Raw genomic sequence first — 22,713 nt, forward strand, 5'->3', positions numbered from 1 at the left:
GTTGCCCCCCTCATCTCTTTGCTCGCAGCGCGTTGGCGATTCCGTCGCCTAGGAATGTCAGGGAGAGGCTGGCCAGGATAACAGCTGCACTTGGAATCAACACAAGCGCGTAATTTCCGGAAGCCAGGAACTGTTGGCCGTCACTGATCATTTGTCCCCAATCAGGAGTTGGTGGAACGATGCCCAACCCGAAATAGCTCAGCGTTACGATCACGCCAATGTTGGACACAACGTCACTCATGGCGAAAACTACTGCTTGAGTTATCGTGTTGGGCAAGACATGCCGGACCACGATGCGGGCCTTCCCAAGTCCACCGGTCTCGCAGGACTGGATGAAGTCCCTGCCCCGGACCACGAGCGTTTCGGCACGCACTATCCTCGCGTAGGATACCCAGCTCACAAGGCTGATCGCCAGGAAGATGCTCATGGGCCCGTTACCAAAGACGAAAACCAAGGTAATGACCAGCACGAAGAACGGGAACGCAGAAACCACGTCGGCAATGCGCATTATCAGCGTGTCGCACCAGCCACCGAAGTAGCCACACAACGCTCCCACAATCGTCCCCAGCACAAAGGGGAAGACGACAGCGAGTGCTGCAATGCCCAAGTCGCTGCGGGCACCGAAAAGAAGCCGGCTCCAGGTGTCCCGGCCCAGATTATCTGTTCCCAGCGGGTGTGCTGCCGTCGGCCCCGACAAGGTATTTGCCAAGTCCATGGCCGTCGGGTCGTGGGGAGTTAAAAAGGGGGCAAAAACCGCCGCCATGACCATTGCTCCGAAGATGACGCCGCCGATAAGGAGTTCGACGTTGGATCCATGGCCCCATGGCCGTATCCGTGAGCGCCACGAAGGTTTACTCCCACCGAGTCCAGATTTGATTGAAGTATGAGGAAGAAGCGTCTGGGTCATGTCAGTCTCGCTCTCGGGTCAAGTAGGGCATAGGACAGGTCCGTAATGAGATAGACCACAACAACGATTCCCGCAAAGACGAGGGTGGTCGCCTGGACCACGGGAAAGTCCCTCCCGAGAATGCCGGCCAGCATGAGGCTTCCCATGCCCGGAATGGCAAAGACCTTTTCCACCACCAGGGCCCCACCGGCTAGGACGCCGGCTTGGATTCCCAGGATGGTCACCCCTGAAATGCTGCCGTTGCGGATGGCGTAGGCAGCCAACACGGTGGCTGGCTTCAATCCCTTGGAATGGCCAAAAGCGACGAAGTCGCTTTGAAGTGCGTCCGTCAAAGAGGCCCTCAGGCTGTTAACTAGCATGGGCACGATTCCCAAGGCGACTGTCATGGCTGGCAAGACGAGGGAATGAAGGTGTTCCGCGGTCGTCCTGCCGTAGCCGCCCACGGGAAACCAGTGCAGCTTCAGACCAAAGACGATTACCAGCAGAGTTCCGATCAGGAATGTAGGAGTTCCTTGGGCCACTGCACCGAAAATGCGCACCCCAATGTCGCTTCCACCCCGCCCCCGGACGGCAACCCAGGTTGCGAGGGGAAGGGAGATTACGACGGCGAAAGTTACCGCCATGAGCATTAGTAGGAGCGTGGTGGGCAGCCGTTCGGCGAGCAGCGCGGTGATGGGCGAGCGGTATTGGAACGAAGTTCCCAAGTTGCCGCTGACTAGATCAGTCAAGAAATGCCAGTACTGCACACCCAACGGCTGATCCAACCCCCACTCGGCGCGTAGTGCTTGAACGGCCGACTCGGGAGCCTTATCGCCCAAGGTTGCCCGGGCGGGATCGCCGGGAGTGGCATGGACAAGGGCAAAGGTCGCCGTGACGACTCCCCAGACGACGAGGGCAAGGAGGCCCAGCCGGCGGACCAAGAACCGGGTCATTTATCCCCACCCGATCTGGCGCGGTTTCCTGAAGGAGACTGGTTGCCCGGGCTTATTTCGACAGCCATGTGTTCACCAAGTTGTAGTTGCCGGTCATGGACGGCTGGAAGTCGTGGACCCTGTCGCTGTAGCTATAGAGCATAGGTTGGTAAAGCAGCGGTATCAGGGGCTGGTCATCATTGACCTTTTGCTGGATGGTGGAGTAGATTTTTGCCCTCTCAGCCTGGTCACTGAGGCTTGCCGCTTTCGTTGCCAGGTCGGCAACCTCTTGACTGTCATAGCCCGTGTACAAGGCGTTGGAGCCGCCTGATTGAACTGCGATGAACCTCACCAATTCGTCCGGGTCCGTGATGTCTGTGGTGGCATAGCTGATCGCCATGTCGTAGTCCATCGATTTCCTGGTGGCCCGTAGCGCCCCCGGTTCCATCTGGTTAATGGTCAGGGTTATACCTATATCTGAAAGCTCACCTTGCAGGATTTGTGCAGTGGTCAACTGGGTTGCGTTGCCACTTGCCACCAAGATGTCGGCGCTAAATCCCTGTGGCGTTGAGGACAGCTTCATCTCCTTCTTTGCTTCTTCGAGATTGAATTGCCTGCCCTTCACGTTCGCGTCATAGGCCCAATAGGCAGGGCTGAGGAACGAACCAGCGGCAGTCCCCTGCCCGAAGTACGCGGCCTTCAGTATCGCCTCTCGGTCAATGGCATGAGCGATAGCCCGCCGCACATGGACATCCGTGAAGGGAGCCCTAGTGTTGTTAAGCGAGAGGAAACTGGTGTAGCTGCTATCGAATGCTGAAGCCTTGAGTCCCGGCGTTGATGATAGCGCCGCGAAGCTGCTCGCCGCAGGCGTCTCATTGACGGTGATCTGCCCACCCTGTAGCTGTGTCGCACGGGTATTCGCATCGCCCACGGCAACGAAAGTCACAGCATCGAGATACGGCCGGTCAGCACCCCAGTAAGACGTATTTTTGACCAGTTCCAACTGCTGCCCAATGGTCCAACTTTTCACCTTAAACGGCCCCGACCCCACCGGGGCTTTGGCGAACTCCTCCCTGGATTTGCCGCCGTAATTCGCCGGGACTATGGAATTTGCATAAAGAGCCAGTACCGACGGCAGGGGCGACCATGCCGTCTTCGTTCTGACTACCACGGTGTCCGGGGAAGGAGTTTCGACGGCGGCAATCTGCTCATTCAGAAATCCTGAGGGCAGATTGGGATCCGAGGCGGTATCCAGGGAGAATTTCACATCCGCCGAGGTGAGAGCGGTTCCGTCGGAAAAGGTAGTACCCGGCCTGAGAGTGAACGTCCATGCAAGTTTGTCCGAAGATTGAACCCAGTCCGTGGCCAAGGACGGCTTGAGGCCCTCACCATTTACCGATGGAACGACGAGGGTGTCAAAGATTTCTTCTGATGTCCAAATAGATTGGTTGTCGGTAGCATCGGCGGGCATCAAAGTCGTCACATCCATTTCCCTAGCCATCACAAGATGCCCTCCAGCCTGGGGCGTCCCCATCCCGTCAGAGGATGAGGACAGATCCGGGGAGCATGCGACCAGAAGCAGGGATGCGATGAGTGTCGAGGCGGCCAACGCTGGCAGCCATTTTTTTGGAATCATTGTTTCTCCTCTATAGGGGACACGAGTGCGATGGTGGAATAGGTCATCAGGTCTGCGGCTGGTCAGGTCCTGTTAACGAGGGAGTAGAGCGTTCTGGCCGCGACACCTGCGAGCTGATAACTGGTCGCGATCATCCCGAGCAGGTCCTCAGCCGAATTCAGCTCCCTCGAAATCGACAGATTGCTGGTGCGAATTACCCCTGGAACTGCTTCTACAAGTTCAGCCGCCAGAGCTGTTTGGAAACCAATCTCGAGATGAAGACCGTCCGGTACCGGTAGAAGACCCAATCCTCCGACCCCACGTACAGCAGCAGCAGAGCTTTCTCGGATCCGCTTTCGAGCCTCGTGTGGAGAAAGAGAGTTGGCAGCCATTACGCCGCGGGCTTCCTTCACCTGTACCGTGCGGACACCGGGGAACGTACCTTGAGCAATACGGCAGATCACATCGTCGCCTGTAACTAGCCCAACGGGCACTCCCCTCGTGGCAGCAAACATCGCATTTACCGATGCCTCGGATGCGACAACTCCGTTCACGTGGAAGCTGGCGAAGTAGCCGGAAAAGGAATGCGCCAAGACGCCTTCGGAGCCGGCGGGCGCGTGATAGCCGACGAACAGTGCGACATCAAAATCGGGAGTAAGACCCTCGGCCATGCAAAACGCCTTGGGCGAACCAAAAATGACACGCGCACGCGGATCAAGTTGCTCATGGAGGAGGTTGTCCATGGTCCCGTGGCTGTCGTTGACCAGGACCTCTGTGGCACCGCCGTCGAATGCACCTTCAATGGCAGCGTTGGTTTCTGCCGTCATGAGTAGTTGGGCCCGGTAATATCCGCTTCCTCCGCGAATGATCTGGTCGTAGGTCGCAATGCCGGAGATTCCCTCCATGTCGACCGAAATGTAAACCTTCAAAGTGAGTCTCCTTTTTTATTGGCCGCAGCCGCGTTGCTGATGCTCTCAGTCGACCCTTCGACCGGTGCCGCCCCTTGACGAGATGGAGTTGGAGATAGGTGCTGCAGCGTCCAAACCCTCAAACAGGTCCTTTGCAAGCGGCATAGGCGGCCACCTGTCCAAGGCGGATTAGGGATGGACGCCCCCGAAATCAACGAGGTCGCGGACAGCTATTTGGTCCTCGTGGGACTACATGGTGAAGCATTACTAGCCATTGAGCGCGGTACCATCCCACGCGTGGAGAAAGGGACTGCATCAATTCCGACCAAGTCCTGTATCCGGCTCGCAATTTGTTGTTGCTGTTGACTTTCTACCCTGCCGATGTACGCGGGGTGTCTCTTGCCATAAGTGCGTAACTTCTTGATGTCTCTATCGAAGATTACGCCGCGTCCAACGCGCCGGCTTAGTGCTGAAGGATGAGGTGTGAGCTATTTCTTCGTCCTATTCGACAAAGGCGTTCGGATCGCAGGCTGACGCGCGCCGAGACTTTGCCGCAATATTTGACGGCCGTTGTCGAAGGACAGACGGCTTTGCCGTCTTGCTCAACGTGATTCCCCGCGCACGGTGCAGACTGACGATCCCCGGGCCCCTCAGTCTTCACGGACCCCGGCGACGATCCCCGGGCCCCTATCCCCTTCCCGGCAAACCATCCGGGCCTGGCGCGGAGACTAGTCTGAACACGAAAAAGTACGGTCGCTTAGTATCCACTGAATTCGCCCATACAGCACCCGAAATGCCCCTCATTCGAGGGCTACAAACATCGCCGCTCGTCGCGGCGGAAATCAAACGGCCTTGACCTGCCACGACCGTTAACTTCTACGGAATGTTGGGGTCCGAGGTGGGGAACAGAACTTCGGCATGGCATCTGGGACACTGGTGACCACACGCCAAATGGTGGTCGATGCCGGGGACAGCTCATCACTCTGGGCAGCACGACTTGCCTCTGGGATTCCCGGACTCCGCGTGACCGACCCTACGGTCAAAGTGATTGCTTCCACGACGTTGAGGTTCGGGACAGAGGGCGCCGGCGTGTAACGCCGCGGTCTCGACGTTGAAAAAGCTAAACTGAACAGTTTCCTGGTGGGCTACACGGCAATTTCCGGGAATTTTCCTTGCCGCCGTGGAAAACCCACTTCAACGTTGTCAGGACCTAGGCTTCGGCCCCATACTTTCCTTCGCTGGCATCTGCCGACAAGTGAAGCGACGGCCAAAAGCCACCGGTGTCAGCTAATCAATTCTGTGTTGATCTCCTGCAGCCGCAATTGCAAAGCCAGTGCCAGGCGAACGTCGGGGTCTTCGATGTCAACGACCTCAGCCAATCGGCGCAATCGGTGCCGCAAGGTGTTGGGGTGCAAAACCAGCGCCTCTGCCGCGTGGCCGACGTCGTAGTGGGCCGCAATCCAGCTGCTCAACGTGCGGACGTAGTCAGTGCCTTGCCGATCATCGTGGTCCGAAACCACGGACAGCGGTTCGGCGTCCAGGGCAGACTCGGATTGAAGTGCGTCGAAAACCTCAAGCAGGAACAATGACGCGCCCAAATCCTGATGCTTGCCGATCGCACCGTGACCGAATGGTCCTCGCACCACCCCGAGCGCTTGTTTCGCTTGTGCGAATCCGACAGGCACGTCCGCCACGCTGGCCAATGTCCGGCTGATACCTGCCCGCCAAGCACCTCCGATACTTTCCTCAGATCTGGCCAAAACCGTGGTGGCGATTGATTGCAATACCGGAGAGTCCGCTGCTGTTCCGATGACAGCTACCATCTGCCCCTCGAGGGACCCGACGGCGGCTGGTATCCGATAGGAGGACAGCGCCATCCGCAGCAGAACGCTGGCATGTACAGCGGCAGATGCCGCCGACATCCCCCGCGAATGGGTCGTTGGGTCCGCATCCCTTCCGATGACAACTACGGTCGCAGCGGCATCAAAACGCAGCCCAAACGACTCCGCAATCCGCCTTCTCGGTCCGGTTCCGCGGAACATCTGCCCCAACCGGTCCGCACGCTGCCGGCGGTCTACGTCTGCGGCAACGTTTAGTTTGGCCAAGTGCGGAGCAGCAAGGCGAGCGGCTTCTGCCAACACGTCTGGGGCTTGGGCCCCCAGAGGCTTCTCTCCCTCTATTAGCCAGATGCTGCCCAGCGGTTCGCCGCCGTCGCGGACAGCAATGGCCAGCCTGGGACGGAAATCGGGCTGGTCCCGGATCCAGATCGCTGTTCCAGCGCGCAATACAGCGGAATAGTCCTCTGCATTGGTGGGATGATCCGGTACCCGGCGCCCGAGAATACCGTCCCGACGAAGGTCATCTACCTCTTGGCCTGGAATCGTTGAGTAAGCCAGGACCCGCATGGACAGGTCCTCGATAGCCACCGCACCGCCTGCCCGTACGGCTATGTCGTTGGCGAGTGAGAAAAGGTCGACTGCCCCATCGACTTCTTCGAGCATGGGACCGGTCACCGCGCGCAGCGCATCGATCAGCATGTAGAGCTGGCCCCAGGACAGTTCTTCGCTGCACTCCAATAGCGTCACACCGGCGCGATTGGCTGCCGTCGACAATGATTCAGGATCTACGGAACCGGCACGTATCACGACTGCTGCGACGTGCGCGTTCACAGCCAAATCGAGCAGAGCAATACTCGGGTGGCCAGGAACCAGCAACACAGCATCGGTCAAGTCAACGTGAGCCTGGTTTGCATCATGGATCAGCGGCGAACCGATGGCTACCGAAGGCCCGTTTGGCAACGCCAACGGGCGCACGATGTCGGGACCCAGGCTATCGAGCAATATTCCGACGGTAATGCCATCCCATGGCATCGACACATCGTTGACTTGGTCAGCTGAGTTCATCGACGGCAGTTTCCTCTCCCCGATGGATAGAATGGTGTGCCGCGGACGCGGGTGTACTGAGGTTACCAGAGGGCACCGCAGCGCCGAGGTCATCGGGCGGCTACCGTGTCGGCTGTTTCCGCAACACTCCCCCGACTACCGGACACTGTCACGGGGCGGAGAGCCCAAACCCAGTGCGGAGGGAACGCCTTCCATCATGCCGATCCAGGTAATGCGACCGCACATTCACGGTCCGATCGCCTCGATGTCCGGATCGACGTTTTGGAGCTAGTGGGATTGACGTTTTGGTCACGGCGTGTGCCGCCCCATGCGCCATGAACTGTCTGAAGGGGAAAGTATCCCTAGCCCGGTCTGTAGGGAGCCGCCACGAATTCACTGCTAAATCAGTGGCGGAGACCACGGACGCAGCACATCACGACTTCCTTGAATAAACCACCTGGGAACACGACGAGAACACGGCAACCACCTGCCCAAACTGGCTCCGTACGTTGCAGTCCGGAAAGAAAAGTGTCGACACTGTCAACACTCTCTTTTTCAAGTGTGCGCCAGCGGTAAATCCCGCCGGAACTCGACATACCGTTCTCCGCGCCGCAAACACGGAAGTCACTTTGCCGCCGCCGCTATTTGGTCTCATTGGGGGTGTCTCGTAGGCACCTTCTGAAGATGAACCACTTGATCCACAACGTAAAACCAGATCCGCAGGTCACCTTTGCGTGTTGGTTTCTGCTGTCATCGCTCATGGGCAGAACCGTCTCAGGTCACAACATCCAGTTCGCCTCAAGGCGGTAGTTGGTGGTTGTTGAGGACTGTGGCTTTCTGGTCAGAAAGTCTCACGCATCAGTCAAAGAATCCCTGGTGGTACCTTTCATGTCAGTCCAGCGTCGTTTCGCCTGCATCGATGCGAATCGAAGTTCATGTTTGCTTATCTTCGTTGGCCGTTCAACCTTTTCAATTCTTTCGATACTTTAGGGACGCTCGACAGCTTCAGAGCCGTCAAGCCCTTCCACGGCCTCCTGGCCAAGACCTGCTGCGATGGCGGTCGCAGTTTCACGCCACGACGTGAGTTCCGCAATGAACAAGTGGGGCTGGTTCGTTGCGAAAGAGGTGCGAGCCGCTGTCAATATATCGTTCGCACATAGTTCCCGGTCATTTGAGCTTAGGGCTAGCATCCATGGGAAGCGGTCACTCATGCTAGATGCAAGACTTCCCTCCGAGCACTGAGGTGTGTCAAGAATCTGGGACAGCTCGTTTCGTTTTGATGGTCGAAAAATCGGACTCGGGCGCGGCGTTGGCCTTGCCAACACCAGCTAATCTCATGGATTGGTGGAAGTTATTTCCGGTGCACCAAGTACCCAATTCATGGGACGTATATCGAGCTCCATGGTCCGAATGGAACATTGCGTTGACACCCGGATGCCCCTTGTCCTTGGCCCTTTCCAAGGAACTGGTTCGCAACGACGCGAGCATATGATCCGCCGTCGCCCAACCAACAATCGTGCGGGTGCACAGGCCAATGACGGTGGCTAAGTACAGCCATCCTTCACAGGAGCGCAGGTACGCAATGTCCCGAATGAGCAGGGTGCCAGGCGTTTCGGCAGTGAAGTCCCGACCTGTCCGATCTTTGAAGACCTTGTCCGGATTACAGGGGATTGTGGGGCATTTGATAGCCTGCATTCACCGGTCTTTCCAACGGCAATACGAGGATCTTGGCGCACCTAGCTGGCGGCACATCCAGGCCACTTGTCCTGCGGCGCACTCCTCCTGTTGGACACGACCGGAGCTGGTATCTACCGTTGTTCTTTGGCGAAAAACGCCGACACTCATTTTCAGGAATTCGTTCCCCCTTTCGATCTCTCGCCGCCGGACTTCCATAGCCTTGTTCTTCGCGGCATTCACCGGCCGGTCAGACGTTCCAGCTACTCTCCCTGAAACGTCATGGTCGAGCGTCACCCAGCGTTTGAGGGCGGTCAGGGAGAGGCCGAGTTCGGCAGCCACGAGAGCTACTGGGCGGCCGAAGGAATCAATTAGTGCGACAGCATCGGCTTTGAACCCCGCCCGCTGGCCACCTGAATCTCCCTGCCGTCGCCTTAGCCCGTATCCCCGACAAGTTCCACGACCCTCACACTAAGCCCCATGACTAGAAGACACCGGAACGCACCGAAAGCGCCGGGCCTGCAAGCCGACCGCCACTAAAAATTCGCGCCAACGACTTGCCAGCTCCACGTCCGCCCCATCGGCAATCAAACGACACGTCTGCAACAACCGTCAGGCCAACTACTTTTCGAACTTTTAATAAATTCTGCACGAACACTATGCACAGCATGACATGTATCACTAGGATGTTGATGAGCAGTCAGGCCGATAGGCCACGTGTCCAAAGGAGGACCTCTTGAAGCATATGACCCTTACAGCCGCCGTGTCGGTGGCACTTCTTCTCCTTACCGGGTGTTCCCCGGCAAGCAACGACACCAAGGTCACCGATGGCATTGTTTTCGCAACGTGGGAGCCGGACCATCTAACTCCAGGCCGTCAGACACTTGCCTACGACCAGGCCATGAGCATCTTCGCCCCGCTCGTTTCCATCAAGAACGACGGCGAGCTTGAATATGTCCAGGCCGAGTCAGTCACCTCAGAAGACGCAACAACATGGACCATTCATTTGAGAGCTGGCTGGACGTTCCATAACGGCGAACCGGTCACGGCTAAGAGTTACGCGGATGCTTGGAACTACACGGCCTACGGACCCCACGCCTGGGAAAACTCTGGCGAGCTTGCATCGATCGTTGGGTACTCGGATCTAAATCCGAAGCAAGGCAAACCTGAGGCGACGACGATGAGCGGACTCACCGTCGTCGACAATCTCACCTTGAGAGTCGAGCTCGTGGCGCCGGACCGACAATTTCCGCTCCAATTGAGCAATGCCCAAACGGCGTTCTACCCCATGCCCGAGGCTGCCTACAAAGATCTCGACGCTTACGATCGAATGCCCATCGGTAACGGTCCCTTCAAAATGGACGAGGCGTGGAAGGACAACACCGAATTCAGTGTCAGCGCGAACAAAGACTACGCCGGTACAGCACCCAGTCTTGACCGCGTGACCTTCCGTTCGTATAAAGACATGGACACCGCCTACACGGACGCTCTTGCAGGAAACGTGGACCTTCTGGCCGTCCCGGACAACAAGCTCACCAGCACCCAGGACGACTTCGGCGACCGCGTTCACGCACTCGAAGCCCCTGCCGTTGACTGGCTCGGGTTCCCAGTAGGTGACCCTCGGTTCGCCGACATCCGCGTCCGCCAGGCAATCTCCATGTCAATTGACCGCGACGCGGTGAATAAGGCCATCTTCGGCGGCCTGTACAAGCCGGCAACCGCCCTCACAGCGCCAAGTATGCCCGGTACGCCCGCCGATGCCTGTGGGAAGTATTGCAAGTTCGATCCTGAGGCCGCCCGCAAACTCCTGGCAGAGGCCGGCGGTTTCCAAGGAACAATGAAACTCGTTTTCCCGGGAGGCAACGGATACGATTCACTATTCGAGGCCTACGCGAACCAAATCCGCCAGAATCTCGGCATCAAGGAAGTTGTCGCCGCACCCACCACAGACTGGGCCGAGTTCTTCGACGCTCTGGACAAGCACACCGTCGCTGGCCCGTTCAGGGGTCACTGGGGTGCACTGTATCCAAGCCAGCAGAACACCTTGAGGAACCTCTTCACGAAAGGTGGAAAGGGCGCCCGCGCGACTGGTTTCTACACCAACCCGAAGGTAGACGCCCTGCTCGCCGAGGGTGACGCCGCGACATCCTTCGAACAGGCAAACGAACGCTACGCAGCCGCGCAGGAAGTCATCCTTAACGACTTCCCCACAGTGCCCACGTTCTCCAGCCCCTTCGTTTACGCAACGTCCAAGAAGATCACCAGCCTTCCCTCGGTGTCGGGCAACGTGCTGCTTTCAAAGGTCGGAGTGGCAAAGAAATGAACCACGCACAGCAAGAACTTCCGGGATCAACGGCCAAAAGCCCCCCGTGGCTGGAAGTGGTGCTTGAAAAGGGCGCATCGTTACCTGCGACGGATATTTTCCCAGGCGTCGATGAACTGATCGAGCGATTCGAATCGTTCGCAGCACGCCGGCCAGATTTGGTCCACCGCAGCCGCATCGGAACCAGCCGACTCGGTGAGTCGATCCCCATGTACTCCTTCGGCACCGGAACCATGAACCACCTGATCGTCGCCGGAGTGCACCCTAACGAACCAATTGGTGCCATCACGGCCCTGCACCTCGCCCAGTCCTTGATCGAAGACGATCCCTTCCTCGCTGTCTTGGACGCACAATGGCACATCGTCCCCTGCATCGACCCGGACGGGGCTCGGCTGAATGAACATTGGTTCGGACGTCCCGATGATCGTTGCTTCTACAGCCGGCATTTCTATCGTCCCGCACGGGATGAACAAGTTGAATGGTCCTTTCCAACCGACTACAAACAGGCCTATTTCGACAATGTAATCCCTGAAAGCCAGGCATTGATGCGGGCAATCGACCAGGTGAAACCGGACCTCTATGTGGCACTTCATAATGGAGAAATGGGCGGGGTTTACTACTACCTCTCCCGTCCCGTTGAAGAACTGCATGGGGCCCTGCACGCCATCCCGGCACATCTCGGCCTGCCTCTGGACACCGGCGAACCTGAGTCCCCACACCTCGAAGAATATGCACCAGCTATCTTTGGGATGGGCACGGTCGCAGAAGCGTACGACTTCTACGAAGCCCTAGGAGTGGATCCACTATCGGCAGTTTCCGGATCAAGTTCCAGCGAATACGCCAGCCGCCATGGGACGCTTTCCCTTGTCGCGGAGCTACCGTATTGGATCCACCCGGACTCCGACGACCAGACTCCGACCGACGAGACCTACCGGGCCCTCCTCCTCCGTACGGCTAAGGAATCGAAGGTTCTGCACCGAATCCTCCAGGATCTGCTGCAGAGCGCCGAGCCGTTCCTGACGCTGAAGACCCCGTTCCTGACCGCTCTCCAAGACTTCCTGCCCAGATTCGAAGCCAGCATCGAAGCAGACCTGAGGAGGGCCGAACTGCAGGCAGCGGTCCGCCCGGCAACTGTGGCCGAACGCTTTGGCCGGGAGGACGTGGTTCATTGCTTCCGGCTCCGGTACGGCGGCATGCTAATGCGCGCACTGAAGGCCGAGACCGAGGCGGGACTGGCCCACCCCAAGGTACACAAGTTGCTCGCCCTGGCACTCAGCACTTACGTCACATGGGAGACCATGGCCACTCGGGCGGACAACGCGCAGGCTGTAGCCATTCAGACCCTGGCCGGGGCCCAGTATGCTGCAACCCTCGCAGGGGCCCTCGTCCTTCAGGAGCGTGAACAATGAGACTCGTAGCGGGACTCGGCGCCCGTTTCGCAGGACTCTTGTTCGTCTTTCTCGGAGTAACCCTTGCTATTTACCTGCTCGTTTTCGCCTTGCCTGGTGACCCTATACGCGCCCTCGGCGGTGACAGGCCACTTCCCGCAAATGTTGTGGAAACACTTCGGGAGAAATACAACCTAAACGCACCTCTGTGGAAACAGTACATGGACTACGTTTTGGGCTTGTTCCGAGGTGACTTCGGGCTCGACTTCCGCGGCCGCTCCGTCAGTGACCAGATGGCCGCACGGTGGCCAGTCACCATTGCCCTCGCTCTTACGGCCTGGGCGATCGAACTGGTGGTCGGGATCTTCCTTGGCGTGCTCGCTGCTCTCAAGGCCGGCACAGCGATCGACAAAGCGGTCCTTTGGTCAACCATCATCTTCGGCGCGGTCCCCGTCTTTGTATTGGCCGTCACGGCTCAACTGGTTCTCGGTGCGAGACTGAAACTTTTCCCCGTTGCAGGAATTGAAGCCGGTTGGCCCATGTCTTACATGCTTCCGGCTCTCGTCCTAGCTGTGTTCGGCCTAGCCGCCATCTCGAGGCTCATGAGGGACTCGGTGATCGATAACCTCCGGGCTGACTATGTACGGACTGCGCGTGTGAAAGGACTGAGTAGGCAACGGATCGTCGGTGTCCACGTCATGCGCAACTCGATGGTTCCGGCAGTGACGTACCTCGCCACCGACCTAGGGTCCCTGCTTGGAAGCACAATTGTTGTCGAAGGCGTCTTCAACCTACCTGGCGTGGGCAGCCTCCTTTTCGACGCGATCCGCGCACATGAAGGCACAACAATTGTCGGGGTCTCGGTTGCTCTCATCCTGATCTTTTTGATTACAAGCCTCGTCGTGGACGCGCTCCATTACCTTCTCGACCCAAGGATCCGTTGATGACACAGTTAAGAGACCCTGCAATGAAGCTGCTCGACTCCCAACGCCGCACGCCATGGCGAGGCGCCGTTCGACGCGTCGGATTCATTGCCCCCGCCGCCGTCATTGTGATCTTGGCATTGATAGCGCTGTTTCCATCCTTCTTTGCAAGCTTCTTCGGAAATGGTGACCCACGCTTCTGCGATCTCGGAAGCAGTGCTGAAGGCCCCACCCGAGGTCATCCTTTCGGGTTCGATCTGCAGGGATGCGATGTCTATGCCAACGTCATATTTGGAACGCAGAGCTCCCTTGGGGTCGGGCTACTGACCGCAGTCATGTCCACAACTGTCGCGGTGGTGGTCGGCATCATCGCCGGCTACAGAGGCGGAGTGGTCGACTGGGTCCTGTCCAGGCTCACCGACGTCTTCCTAGGCTTTCCTTTCCTCCTAGGTGCCATCGTTGTGCTGACCACAATTGGGTCCCGAACCATTGTCTCGGTTTCACTCGTTCTCGCCCTTTTCAGCTGGCCCCTTCAGGCCCGGTTGATGCGGACATCGACCAGGACGGTGAGGGGCGCCGACTTCGTACGAGCCGCAATCACCATGGGTGTCCCGACTTACCGCATCCTTGTCCGATACATTCTTCCCAACGCCATCACTCCCGTTCTGGTTATCGCAGCAATCTCGGTTGGATCCGTGATCATCGCCGAAAGCTCCTTGACTTATCTGGGCATTGGGTTGGAACCACCGACGATCTCCTGGGGCCTTCAACTTGCCAACGGCTCCGCCCATTTCATCAGGAGCCCGCACATGCTCGTCTTCCCGGCTCTGTTCCTCGCAACAACGATTATCAGCATCATCGTCCTCGGAGATACCCTCCGATCGGCTCTGGATCCAAGGAGGCAACGGTGATCCATCAACGCCCGTCCATTGTTAACACATCCAATAGGCTACGAATAGACACTTACGTCGAGCAACGAAGGGATTCAAGTACACCGATGACACAGTATGTAGAGACCGAAAACACCACAGAGGTCGTCAACACCGAGGCTGACCGTCAACGGCGGGCGTTCGCCGAGGAATTCGGCCTGCTGTGGGAGAGCCGGGGATTTCCACCCATGGACGGGCGGGTCGTTGGATACCTACTCATCATGGACGAACCCTACATTTCCTCGGGGAAACTGGCGGCCGACCTTGGAGCCAGCCCCAGTTCCGTCTCACTGGCAACGCGTCGGATGCTCGACGTCGGATACATTCGACGGCACATTGTCTCCGGAGACCGCAGCCACTACTTCCGCCTGGCATCAGACCCCTGGGGCGGAACTCTGGATCAATCTCTGGCCTATTTCGGTCGCATGCAGGCCCTGATGGACCGCGGCACTGCACTAGTGGAACCACAGAATGGCGAGACACGGCAGCAGCTCCGCCTCGGCCACGCCCACATGGTGTGGCTGGCGGAAACTCACCGTCGGTGGACAGAAGAATGGGAAACCTACAAGAAGGAACAAGGGCTCAGTAATGACTGAAACACTTCTCAGCGTCAATGACCTATCGGTAACGTTCGACATCGATGGAACCCCCCAGACCGTTGTTCCTGGCATTTCTTTCGATATCGCCGTCAACGAAGTCCTAGCCGTCGTTGGAGAATCCGGCTCCGGAAAGAGCGTGACGGCCATGGCCCTACTGGGCCTGCTTCCCCGCAACGCCACCATCACCGGTTCCGCCACACTACACGGAACCGAGATGATCGGTCTCAGCGATACTGAGCGGAAACAACGCCTGGGATCATCGGCAGCGATGATCTTCCAGGACCCTGCCGCAGCCTTGAATCCCTTGTTCAGCATCGGCTTCCAGCTAGCAGAGTCCGTCCGCTCGCATACACCCGGACTCAGCAGGGCCGAAGCACACCAGCGTGTTCTAGAACTACTCGCTCTCGTGGAGTTCCCGGACCCGGCCAACAAGATCACGAACTACCCCCACCAGCTATCCGGAGGTCAGTGCCAACGTGTGGTCATCGCCATGGCCCTAGCGGGAGACCCCGACCTGCTAATCGCCGACGAACCAACTACAGCCCTTGACGTCACCGTGCAGGCCGAGATCCTGGATGTCCTGCGACGCATGCGCAACCGCCTGCGCAGCAGCATCCTGCTGATCACCCACGACATGGGCGTCGTAGCCGACATCGCCGACCGTGTCATCGTGATGAGGCAGGGCGCGATCATGGAAACGGCGCCTGTTGACGAACTGTTCCACACCCCCACCCACGACTACACCCGTGAACTCCTCCAAGCCGTCCCCCAGATAGGCAAACGGCCATCTGCAATCACCACAAAAGCGAGAACCTCGAAAGAACAGGGCCCGAACGCCCCTGAACCTCGCCCAGTACTGGAAGTCGAGGACCTTGTCGTCGAGTACCGGCGCCGCGGCCGTGGCTTCAAGGCAGTAGACGGCGTAAATCTGTCCATTCAACCTGGGGAGATACTCGCCATAGTCGGCGAGTCAGGCTCGGGAAAAAGCACCACAGCCTTAGCAACCATTGGGCTGGCCCCGGTCACCAGCGGAACCGTCCGTATTCTCGGAAAATCCTTCGCGGATTCAGGGCACAGTGAACTGCGCAGCCTCCGTGAACGCATCGGCGTGGTGTTCCAGAATCCCGCAACATCGTTGAACCCCAGATTTACGGTCAGGAACGCGGTAGCCGAACCTCTCAGAATTCATCGAGGAATGCGCGGCCGCGGACTTTACGACGTCGTCGACGAGTTGCTCGCCAACGTCGGACTGGGCGGAGGGTGGGGTGAACGGTATCCGCACGAGCTCTCCGGTGGGCAGCGGCAAAGGGTCGCGATAGCGCGTGCCGTGGCCCTCAAGCCCGACGTCCTTATCGCTGACGAACCGACAAGTGCTCTAGATGTTTCGGTCCAAGCACGCGTGCTCGACGTCTTCCGGGAACTCCAAAAGGAGCTTGGCTTCGCGTGCTTGTTCATCAGCCACGATCTGGCCGTGGTCGACTCACTCAGCGACCGTGTCGCCGTCATGCAGCAAGGTCGCGTCGTTGAACAAGGCTCCCGTTCGCAAGTGTTCGGCTCGCCAATAACCGACTACACCCGCCAACTGCTGAACGCCGCACCCCTGCCGGATCCAATCGCTCAGCGTGCCCGCCGGCAGGCAAGGGCAAGCTGAGCAACCAGACAGACATATCAACGTCGAAAGATGACGCCGCCCGGTAACCGGACGCGGCCATCTTAGTCGCAGCAAGGAGTCTATACGTCGCATTGGAGGCACACGGTCTACCTGGGGTCAATCCGTAGCACTCTATCCATGCGGAAGGGCTCACCATCGAACTCATCATGCTCGACGACGACCAGAGCCTGCCGGGCCTGCATGCTTCACCGACTCCTTTGACCAATGTTGCTGTCCACCCTCGAGCAACTGTCCAACAAGTGTTGGATAGGACGGTTGTAGCAAGCACCGGCACCTCGTCATGAACAGACCCCAATTCCCCGTCGGCTAGGGTTGCCCTTGGCAATAGAGGAATGATTTCGTGCATCCGCGCACGGCCCGCAGCCGAGCACAACTGAACAAGGCCGTACTCGAACTGGCGGGCATTCGGTGCGTTGATGACATCCCCGTCAATGACATAGTGGCGGTGGCCGGCGTCAACAGGTCAACGTTCTATCAACATTCAGGCTCACCCACGGAATTGCCGGCGCCATAGAATCCCGCCTAAATGAAGAACGTCCCAGCTCCATAGAAAGCCTCTTAGACCAGCTGGCGCGCCTGCTACCCGCTTGGTCGCCCGCCCACCAGTACGAAGATTCTGCCTCGTCCGAGCCCCTGGAAAACCCGGATACAGACCCCCGCAGGAAGTCAATCCAATGAGTCGCGTCGGAACGGCGCACCTCGGGGCTCCTCCCCGCCAAAGCAAAGCTGCAGGTCAGCGGGACCCTCCCGACCCCAAGCCGGCTTCAAACCGACGACCGTTGGTTTCGATGCAGTCCATACTCGTGGAAGTTCGGCGCTGCCCTCCCATCCCGAAATAGCGGCCATCTTCACATTGCCAATTGCACAATTGGTACAGCCTGCACAGGAGAGGCCTATCGAGGCGGTGGAAGAAGCCAGCTTGCATGGCCAAGGGCTGGAAGAAGTGCATCACGCACCGAAGATGCACCAGCGCGCCGCATGTGTGGCACCGGGCGCAAGGACAATCAAGTCCTTGCCCGAGTTGAAGGCGTCCGGTGGGCAGGTCATCGGTTCAACGGCAAGACCCAGCCGACTGGCGGAGCCGTCAGTCTTGTCGGCGGTATGGATTTGCAGCCAGGGACAGCCTCCGTCCCAGCTCATGCCCACCTGCGTTCCCGAAGGGTCGCTCAGGACCAGCCTCGGCGCAGGGCCCAGCCCTGTAAATGCGTGGTCAATCATCGTGGCCCCGATGGCCCTGGGAACCCTGAAGTCGAATTCGTGGCCGTCTACGGGACGCAGCGAGTGCGGCAACAAGCGGTCCGGAGTTACGGCCAAGTAGGACGTTGCCTGGAATTGCAGAACCCAGTCATCCAGAAGGGAATCCCCGGCGAGAAGGTAGGGGTGTGGACACACCCCGTAGGGTGCCTCGGCGGAACCCGAATTGGTTGCCTCCACGGTGCAATGGAGCCCTTCCGGATCCAGGCGATAAGTGACTCTCAGGTCCAGGGACGTGGGGTACCCCTTGGAGGCTGCCACCGCACACGTCATTGTCACTGAGTCGACTTCGATCCTCTCTGCCTCCCACAGCGCATCAAAAACAAGGCCATGCAGGGCGTTGCCCCGGTCTGGTTCGTTCAGTGGCAGGTGCTGAACAACCCCATTGAAGCGGTACGCGCCATCGGCGATCCGGTTTGGCCAGGGTGCCGCGATGATCCCCCGGTAGTCGGGGATGGGGGCACCCAGTTCAAAGGGGACCACCAAGTCCCGGCCAAGGTACTGAAGTTCGCGAAGCGCCGCCCCCTGCTCTGCAATCCGTGCCGTGTAGTCGCCAGACTTGATTAGGTGGTCTGTCCCGTTCATAGCCCGCCTGCCAGTTTGTAGTACGCCTGGTTCCACCGGATTTCCTTCTTGAACTCACGCAAGGTGGTGCCTTCGTCAATGGTGAGAAGTTCGGTTTGCGCCATCTCGGCGAAGTCCTCAAAGGTCTCCACCCCCACCTGGGTTGACAGGACGGTGTGGTGCGCCGCGCCAGCCGTCAGCCAGGCGGCGGCGGACGTGGCAAAGTCCGGCTTCGGGCTCCACAAAGCACGGGCCACGGGAAGGTTGGGCAGGGGCTGCTCCAGCGGCACAACATCGACGGCATTGGCAACGAGCCTGAATCGGTCGCGCATATCCGAAAGTGCAACGACGACGCCGGCACCACGGTCTGTGTCGAAGACCAGGCGTACGGGGTCTTCCTTGCCGCCAATGCCCAGCGGGTGGATTTCCAGCCGCGGCTTCGAAGTGGTCAACGACGGGCACACTTCCAGCATGTGCGCACCAAGGATCTTTTCCGCGCCCGGGACCAGGTGGTAGGTGTAGTCCTCAATCAAGGACGCGCCGCCGGGAAGGCCCGCGCCCATCACTTTGGCTGCGCGGACCAACAGTGCCGTCTTCCAATCACCCTCGGCACCAAAACCGTAGCCGTCGGCCATGAGGCGTTGCACGGCAAGGCCCGGAAGTTGGCGCAACTCCCCCAAATCCTCAAAGGAGGTGGTGAAGGCGGCCGAACCGTTTGCTTCCAGGAATCGGCGCAGGCCGATCTCGATCTTTGCCCCATACCTGAGGGACTCGTGGCGTGCCCCTCCGCGCCGGAGTTCAGCTGAGACGTCGTACAGTTCCTCAAACTCGGCCACGAGCGCATCCACCTCGGTTTCACAGGAGGCGTGCACGGCGTCGGCGAGTTCATTGACGCTCCACGTGTTCACTGAGACGCCCAAGCGGAGCTCCGCCTCGGTCTTGTCGCCCTCGGTGACGGCCACGTTGCGCATGTTGTCGCCAAACCTGGTCAACTTCAGCCCGCGGATGGCCGCCCACCCGGCGGCAGCGCGCTGCCAGATGCCCACCTGGCGCAACACCTCCGGGTTGGAAACATGACCAACAACAGTTTTCCGGGGAATGCCCAGACGGGACTGGATGTAGCCAAATTCCCTGTCACCGTGAGCGGCCTGGTTCAGGTTCATGAAGTCAAAGTCGATGTCCTCCCACGGCAGCTCCACATTCGCCTGTGTGTGCAGGTGCAACAAGGGCTTGCGCAAGGCATCCAGGCCTTGAATCCACATTTTCGCTGGCGAGAAGGTGTGCATCCAGGCGCTCACTCCGATCACGTGATCGGCCAGATTAGCTTCCAGTGCCGTGCGGCGGATGGCCTCCGAGTCGGTAAGCACGGGCTTCCAAACGACTCGCACTGGAATGTTGGATGCCGCGTTCAAGGCGTCGGCAATGTCTTGGGACTGGGCCGCCACCTGCTTGAGGACATCCTCGCCGTACAGGTGCTGGCTGCCTGTCAGGAACCACACCTCATAGTGGTCCAGGGAAACCGACGCTGCAGAGTTCTTCATCATGAGCAATCTTCCTTAAGGGTTGGTGGCCTATTGGCCGTAAACATTCTGGTAGCGCGCATACAAGGCATCGATGAGGGCAGGATCCAGGGGAAGGGGTTCCCCCAGTTGCCTGGATAGGTGCACGGTCTTGGCGACTTCCTCGCACATGACGGCTGCCTTGACGGCGGCGCGGGCGTCCTTGCCGATGGTGAAGGGGCCATGATTCTTCATGAGCACCGCGGGCGACGTTGAGCCTTGCAACGTCGCAACGATGCCTTGGCCTATCGAGTCGTCGCCGATCAGCGCAAACGGGCCCACCGGGATCTCCCCGCCAAATTCATCGCCCATCATGGTCAGCACGCATGGGATCGGCTCGCCCCTGGCCGCCCAGGCTGTCGCGTAGCTTGAGTGCGTGTGGACCACTCCCCCCACCTCGGGCATGTGCCGATACACGTAGGCGTGGGCAGCCGTGTCCGACGACGGCGCCAGCAAGGGATTGCCCCACTCACCATCCACAGGGGTTCCGAACAAGTCCGTGACAACCATCAATTCCGGCGTGAGGTCGCCATAGGAGACACCCGATGGCTTGATGACTAGGAGATCGTGTCCCGGAACGCGGGCAGAGACGTTCCCCGCCGTCCACACAACCAGTCCGTTGCGGGTCAGCTCGGCATGCAAAGCGCACACTTCCGCGCGAATCCGCTCTATGGCCTCCAGTAGCGCGTTCATGCGGAAACACTTTCCGCTGTTTTGACGGAGTTGACGGCTTCCACCGGCCGGGCACCGAGCGCTGCCTTCTGAATGTGCTTGAGCCGGTGCATGACGGTGTTGGTCCCGCGGCCAAAGTAGTCGTGCAGGGCCTTGTACTCGGCAAAGAGGACGCTGTAAGCGGCGACGTTCTCGGGAATGGGGTGGTAGAGGTCGGCCGGTTGGGCACCCATCGCATCCGAGGCGTCCTGCACGTTGGCATAGGCGCCGGCGGCAACCGCGGCATGAATGGCCGAGCCCAGGGCGGGCGCCTGGGTTGAACCGATAGTACGCAGCGGCAAGCCGATCACGTCGGCGTAGATCTGCATCAGCAGACGATTCTTCGGCAGCCCTCCGGCGACGACGAACTCCGTCACCGGGACGCCGGAGTCATTGAAGGCCTCGATGATGGTGCGGGTGCCGAACGCCGTAGCCTCCAACAATGCCCGATAGCTGTCTTCGGGCCTGGTCGCAAGCGTCTGACCGACCACGACCCCGGATAGTTCGTGATCCACCAACACGGAACGGTTTCCACTGTGCCAATCCAGTGCGATCAAACCGTGCTCACCGATTCCCTGGCAGGCAGCGAGCTCAGTGAGGTACTCGTGGATGCCAAGTCCCCGGGCGGCGGCGTCGTCGTGGTACTTCGGCGGCACGGCGTTGTTGACGAACCAGCCAAAGATGTCGCCGACCCCCGACTGGCCGGCTTCGTATCCCCACAGCCCGTCGATAATGCCGCCGTCGACAGCCCCGCACATCCCAGGAACGGCCCGGAGCTCGCGCCCGTTCATCACATGGCAGGTGGAGGTGCCCATGATCGCCACCATCTGCCCGGGCGCCACGGCGCGGGCGGCCGGGGATGTCACATGCGCATCAACATTGCCTACCGCCACCGCGATCCCCTCGGGCAGCCCGGTCCATGCGGCAGCCTCTGCGCTGAGCACGCCGGCGGCCTCACCCAGACGCCCGATCCGGTGGTCCACCTTGGACGAAACAAACTCGGCGAAGTCGGGATTCAGCGCAGCCAAAAAATCGGCCGACGGGTAGCGCCCGTCCTGGAGCATGCCCTTGTATCCGGCAGTGCACGCGTTCCGCACGTAGCGCCCCGTCAGCTGCCACACGATCCAGTCGGCTGCCTCCACCCAATGATCCATGGCGTCGTAGATTTCCGGATCCTCCTCCAGGAGCTGGAGTCCCTTGGCGAATTCCCACTCGGAGGAAATTAGCCCGCCGTAGCGCGGCAACCACTCTTCGCCGCGGGCCGCGGCAAGTTCATTGATCCTGTCCGCCTGCCGTTGGGCCGCGTGGTGTCGCCACAGTTTCACATAGGCGTGGGGCCTGTTGGCGAACCTTTCAAGTTCATTCAACGGCGTGCCGTCGGCCAAGGTGGGGACCATGGTGCACGCGGTGAAATCCGTGCCGATGCCGATGACGTCCGCCGGGTCGATGCCGGCATCACGGATGGCCGCCGGAACCGCGTTTTGCAACACCAAGCGGTAGTCGTTGGGAACCTGCAGTGCCCAATCCGGCCCCAGGCGCACCTGGCGGGCCGCCCCTGAGGGCAGGTTCTCGGAAAGGACCGCGTGCGGATAGTCGAAGACCCCGGACCCCAACTCGGCACCGTCGCCCACGCGAACCACCACTGCGCGGCCAGAGAGCGTTCCGTAGTCAACTCCGACGACGTACTGGGGCGCAACAGTCATGTTGGGCGCGGCTGGCTGAAACTCGGACTGGCTCATGAAGACCTCCATCCGGCAAAGCATCATTGCCGGGTCTGCGGATGGGAAAGACGTGGACTCCTTCGGTACCGCTGAGGGTCGAGGAGGATTGATACAGCAATTGTGAGCGCTAACAATTGATCTTGTCAAGACCCGGCCACCGAGGTCGTCTAGCA

General features: G+C 59.4%; 17 protein-coding genes. 7 read left to right on the plus strand and 10 right to left on the minus strand.

Going from position 1 to position 22,713, the window contains the following annotated elements; translation table 11 throughout:
- Positions 1-10: 10 nt before the first annotated feature.
- From CXQ94_RS12020 to CXQ94_RS23320, 6 genes are all read right to left on the minus strand, one after another.
- On the minus strand, positions 11-907 hold the full coding sequence (locus CXQ94_RS12020; protein ID WP_104090377.1) for an ABC transporter permease: 897 nt from the start codon (positions 905-907) through the stop codon (positions 11-13).
- Positions 904-1,839, minus strand: a complete 936-nt coding sequence (locus CXQ94_RS12025; RefSeq protein WP_104090380.1) for an ABC transporter permease — start codon at positions 1,837-1,839, stop codon at positions 904-906. Before CXQ94_RS12025 ends, CXQ94_RS12020 begins: the two co-directional genes overlap by 4 nt.
- A gap of 52 nt (positions 1,840-1,891) precedes the next feature.
- Entirely contained in the window at positions 1,892-3,454 is a 1,563-nt protein-coding gene (locus CXQ94_RS12030) for an ABC transporter substrate-binding protein (protein ID WP_104090383.1), read from the minus strand.
- A gap of 62 nt (positions 3,455-3,516) precedes the next feature.
- On the minus strand, positions 3,517-4,362 hold the full coding sequence (locus tag CXQ94_RS12035) for a M55 family metallopeptidase (RefSeq protein WP_104090386.1): 846 nt from the start codon (positions 4,360-4,362) through the stop codon (positions 3,517-3,519).
- 1,262 nt (positions 4,363-5,624) lie between these two features.
- Complete coding sequence (locus CXQ94_RS12040; protein ID WP_181034194.1) at positions 5,625-7,244, minus strand: CdaR family transcriptional regulator; 1,620 nt, start codon at positions 7,242-7,244, stop codon at positions 5,625-5,627.
- A gap of 1,227 nt (positions 7,245-8,471) precedes the next feature.
- Entirely contained in the window at positions 8,472-8,918 is a 447-nt protein-coding gene (locus CXQ94_RS23320) for a DDE-type integrase/transposase/recombinase (protein WP_104090392.1), read from the minus strand.
- Positions 8,919-9,642: 724 nt separating this feature from the next.
- Between CXQ94_RS23320 and CXQ94_RS12060 the strand changes: the two genes are divergently transcribed.
- From CXQ94_RS12060 to CXQ94_RS22190, 7 genes are all read left to right on the plus strand, one after another.
- The gene (locus tag CXQ94_RS12060) at positions 9,643-11,220 is read left to right on the plus strand and encodes an ABC transporter substrate-binding protein (protein ID WP_104090395.1); all 1,578 of its coding nucleotides are present in this window, start codon (positions 9,643-9,645) and stop codon (positions 11,218-11,220) included.
- Entirely contained in the window at positions 11,217-12,629 is a 1,413-nt protein-coding gene (locus CXQ94_RS12065) for a M14 family zinc carboxypeptidase (RefSeq protein WP_104090398.1), read from the plus strand. Before CXQ94_RS12060 ends, CXQ94_RS12065 begins: the two co-directional genes overlap by 4 nt.
- Positions 12,626-13,552, plus strand: coding sequence for an ABC transporter permease (locus CXQ94_RS12070; RefSeq protein WP_104090400.1), 927 nt, complete (start codon positions 12,626-12,628; stop codon positions 13,550-13,552). The genes CXQ94_RS12065 and CXQ94_RS12070 overlap by 4 nt, the downstream gene beginning before the upstream one ends.
- Complete coding sequence (locus CXQ94_RS12075) at positions 13,552-14,442, plus strand: ABC transporter permease (protein WP_104090402.1); 891 nt, start codon at positions 13,552-13,554, stop codon at positions 14,440-14,442. Before CXQ94_RS12070 ends, CXQ94_RS12075 begins: the two co-directional genes overlap by 1 nt.
- An 86-nt stretch (positions 14,443-14,528) precedes the next feature.
- Positions 14,529-15,056, plus strand: coding sequence for a GbsR/MarR family transcriptional regulator (locus CXQ94_RS12080; RefSeq protein ID WP_104090405.1), 528 nt, complete (start codon positions 14,529-14,531; stop codon positions 15,054-15,056).
- On the plus strand, positions 15,049-16,710 hold the full coding sequence (locus CXQ94_RS12085) for an ABC transporter ATP-binding protein (RefSeq protein ID WP_104090406.1): 1,662 nt from the start codon (positions 15,049-15,051) through the stop codon (positions 16,708-16,710). Before CXQ94_RS12080 ends, CXQ94_RS12085 begins: the two co-directional genes overlap by 8 nt.
- Positions 16,711-17,071: 361 nt before the next feature.
- Positions 17,072-17,245: a TetR/AcrR family transcriptional regulator gene (locus CXQ94_RS22190; RefSeq protein ID WP_146070295.1), complete on the plus strand. Its 174-nt coding sequence runs from the start codon at positions 17,072-17,074 to the stop codon at positions 17,243-17,245.
- 434 nt (positions 17,246-17,679) lie between these two features.
- On the opposite strand, the gene CXQ94_RS12090 is transcribed toward CXQ94_RS22190, so the two are convergent.
- From CXQ94_RS12090 to araB, 4 genes are read right to left on the minus strand one after another with little or no spacing between them, the layout of a single operon-like run.
- A complete protein-coding gene (locus tag CXQ94_RS12090) occupies positions 17,680-18,570 on the minus strand; it encodes an aldose 1-epimerase family protein (protein WP_104090410.1) in 891 nt (296 codons plus the stop codon).
- Positions 18,567-20,090 carry an L-arabinose isomerase gene (gene araA, locus CXQ94_RS12095; RefSeq protein ID WP_104090619.1) on the minus strand — a complete coding sequence of 508 codons (1,524 nt, stop codon included), beginning with the start codon at positions 20,088-20,090 and terminating at the stop codon, positions 18,567-18,569. The genes CXQ94_RS12090 and araA overlap by 4 nt, the downstream gene beginning before the upstream one ends.
- Positions 20,091-20,120: 30 nt before the next feature.
- On the minus strand, positions 20,121-20,801 hold the full coding sequence (locus tag CXQ94_RS12100) for an L-ribulose-5-phosphate 4-epimerase (protein WP_104090412.1): 681 nt from the start codon (positions 20,799-20,801) through the stop codon (positions 20,121-20,123).
- Positions 20,798-22,558 carry a ribulokinase gene (gene araB / locus CXQ94_RS12105; protein WP_104090622.1) on the minus strand — a complete coding sequence of 587 codons (1,761 nt, stop codon included), beginning with the start codon at positions 22,556-22,558 and terminating at the stop codon, positions 20,798-20,800. The genes CXQ94_RS12100 and araB overlap by 4 nt, the downstream gene beginning before the upstream one ends.
- Positions 22,559-22,713: the final 155 nt, after the last annotated feature.

The organism is Arthrobacter sp. GMC3, assembly GCF_002929305.1.
Taxonomy (GTDB): domain Bacteria; phylum Actinomycetota; class Actinomycetes; order Actinomycetales; family Micrococcaceae; genus Specibacter.

Coding starts and splice junctions, on each gene's coding strand:
- CXQ94_RS12065 (WP_104090398.1), top strand. CDS start 11,217: ATGAACCACGCACAGCAAGAACTTCCGGGATCAACGGCCAAAAGCCCC.
- araB (WP_104090622.1), bottom strand. CDS start 22,558: ATGAGCCAGTCCGAGTTTCAGCCAGCCGCGCCCAACATGACTGTTGCG.
- araA (WP_104090619.1), bottom strand. CDS start 20,090: ATGAAGAACTCTGCAGCGTCGGTTTCCCTGGACCACTATGAGGTGTGG.
- CXQ94_RS12020 (WP_104090377.1), bottom strand. CDS start 907: ATGACCCAGACGCTTCTTCCTCATACTTCAATCAAATCTGGACTCGGT.
- CXQ94_RS12040 (WP_181034194.1), bottom strand. CDS start 7,244: ATGAACTCAGCTGACCAAGTCAACGATGTGTCGATGCCATGGGATGGC.
- CXQ94_RS23320 (WP_104090392.1), bottom strand. CDS start 8,918: ATGCAGGCTATCAAATGCCCCACAATCCCCTGTAATCCGGACAAGGTC.
- CXQ94_RS12025 (WP_104090380.1), bottom strand. CDS start 1,839: ATGACCCGGTTCTTGGTCCGCCGGCTGGGCCTCCTTGCCCTCGTCGTC.
- CXQ94_RS12075 (WP_104090402.1), top strand. CDS start 13,552: ATGACACAGTTAAGAGACCCTGCAATGAAGCTGCTCGACTCCCAACGC.
- CXQ94_RS12030 (WP_104090383.1), bottom strand. CDS start 3,454: ATGATTCCAAAAAAATGGCTGCCAGCGTTGGCCGCCTCGACACTCATC.
- CXQ94_RS12080 (WP_104090405.1), top strand. CDS start 14,529: ATGACACAGTATGTAGAGACCGAAAACACCACAGAGGTCGTCAACACC.
- CXQ94_RS12070 (WP_104090400.1), top strand. CDS start 12,626: ATGAGACTCGTAGCGGGACTCGGCGCCCGTTTCGCAGGACTCTTGTTC.
- CXQ94_RS12090 (WP_104090410.1), bottom strand. CDS start 18,570: ATGAACGGGACAGACCACCTAATCAAGTCTGGCGACTACACGGCACGG.
- CXQ94_RS12100 (WP_104090412.1), bottom strand. CDS start 20,801: ATGAACGCGCTACTGGAGGCCATAGAGCGGATTCGCGCGGAAGTGTGC.
- CXQ94_RS12085 (WP_104090406.1), top strand. CDS start 15,049: ATGACTGAAACACTTCTCAGCGTCAATGACCTATCGGTAACGTTCGAC.
- CXQ94_RS12060 (WP_104090395.1), top strand. CDS start 9,643: ATGACCCTTACAGCCGCCGTGTCGGTGGCACTTCTTCTCCTTACCGGG.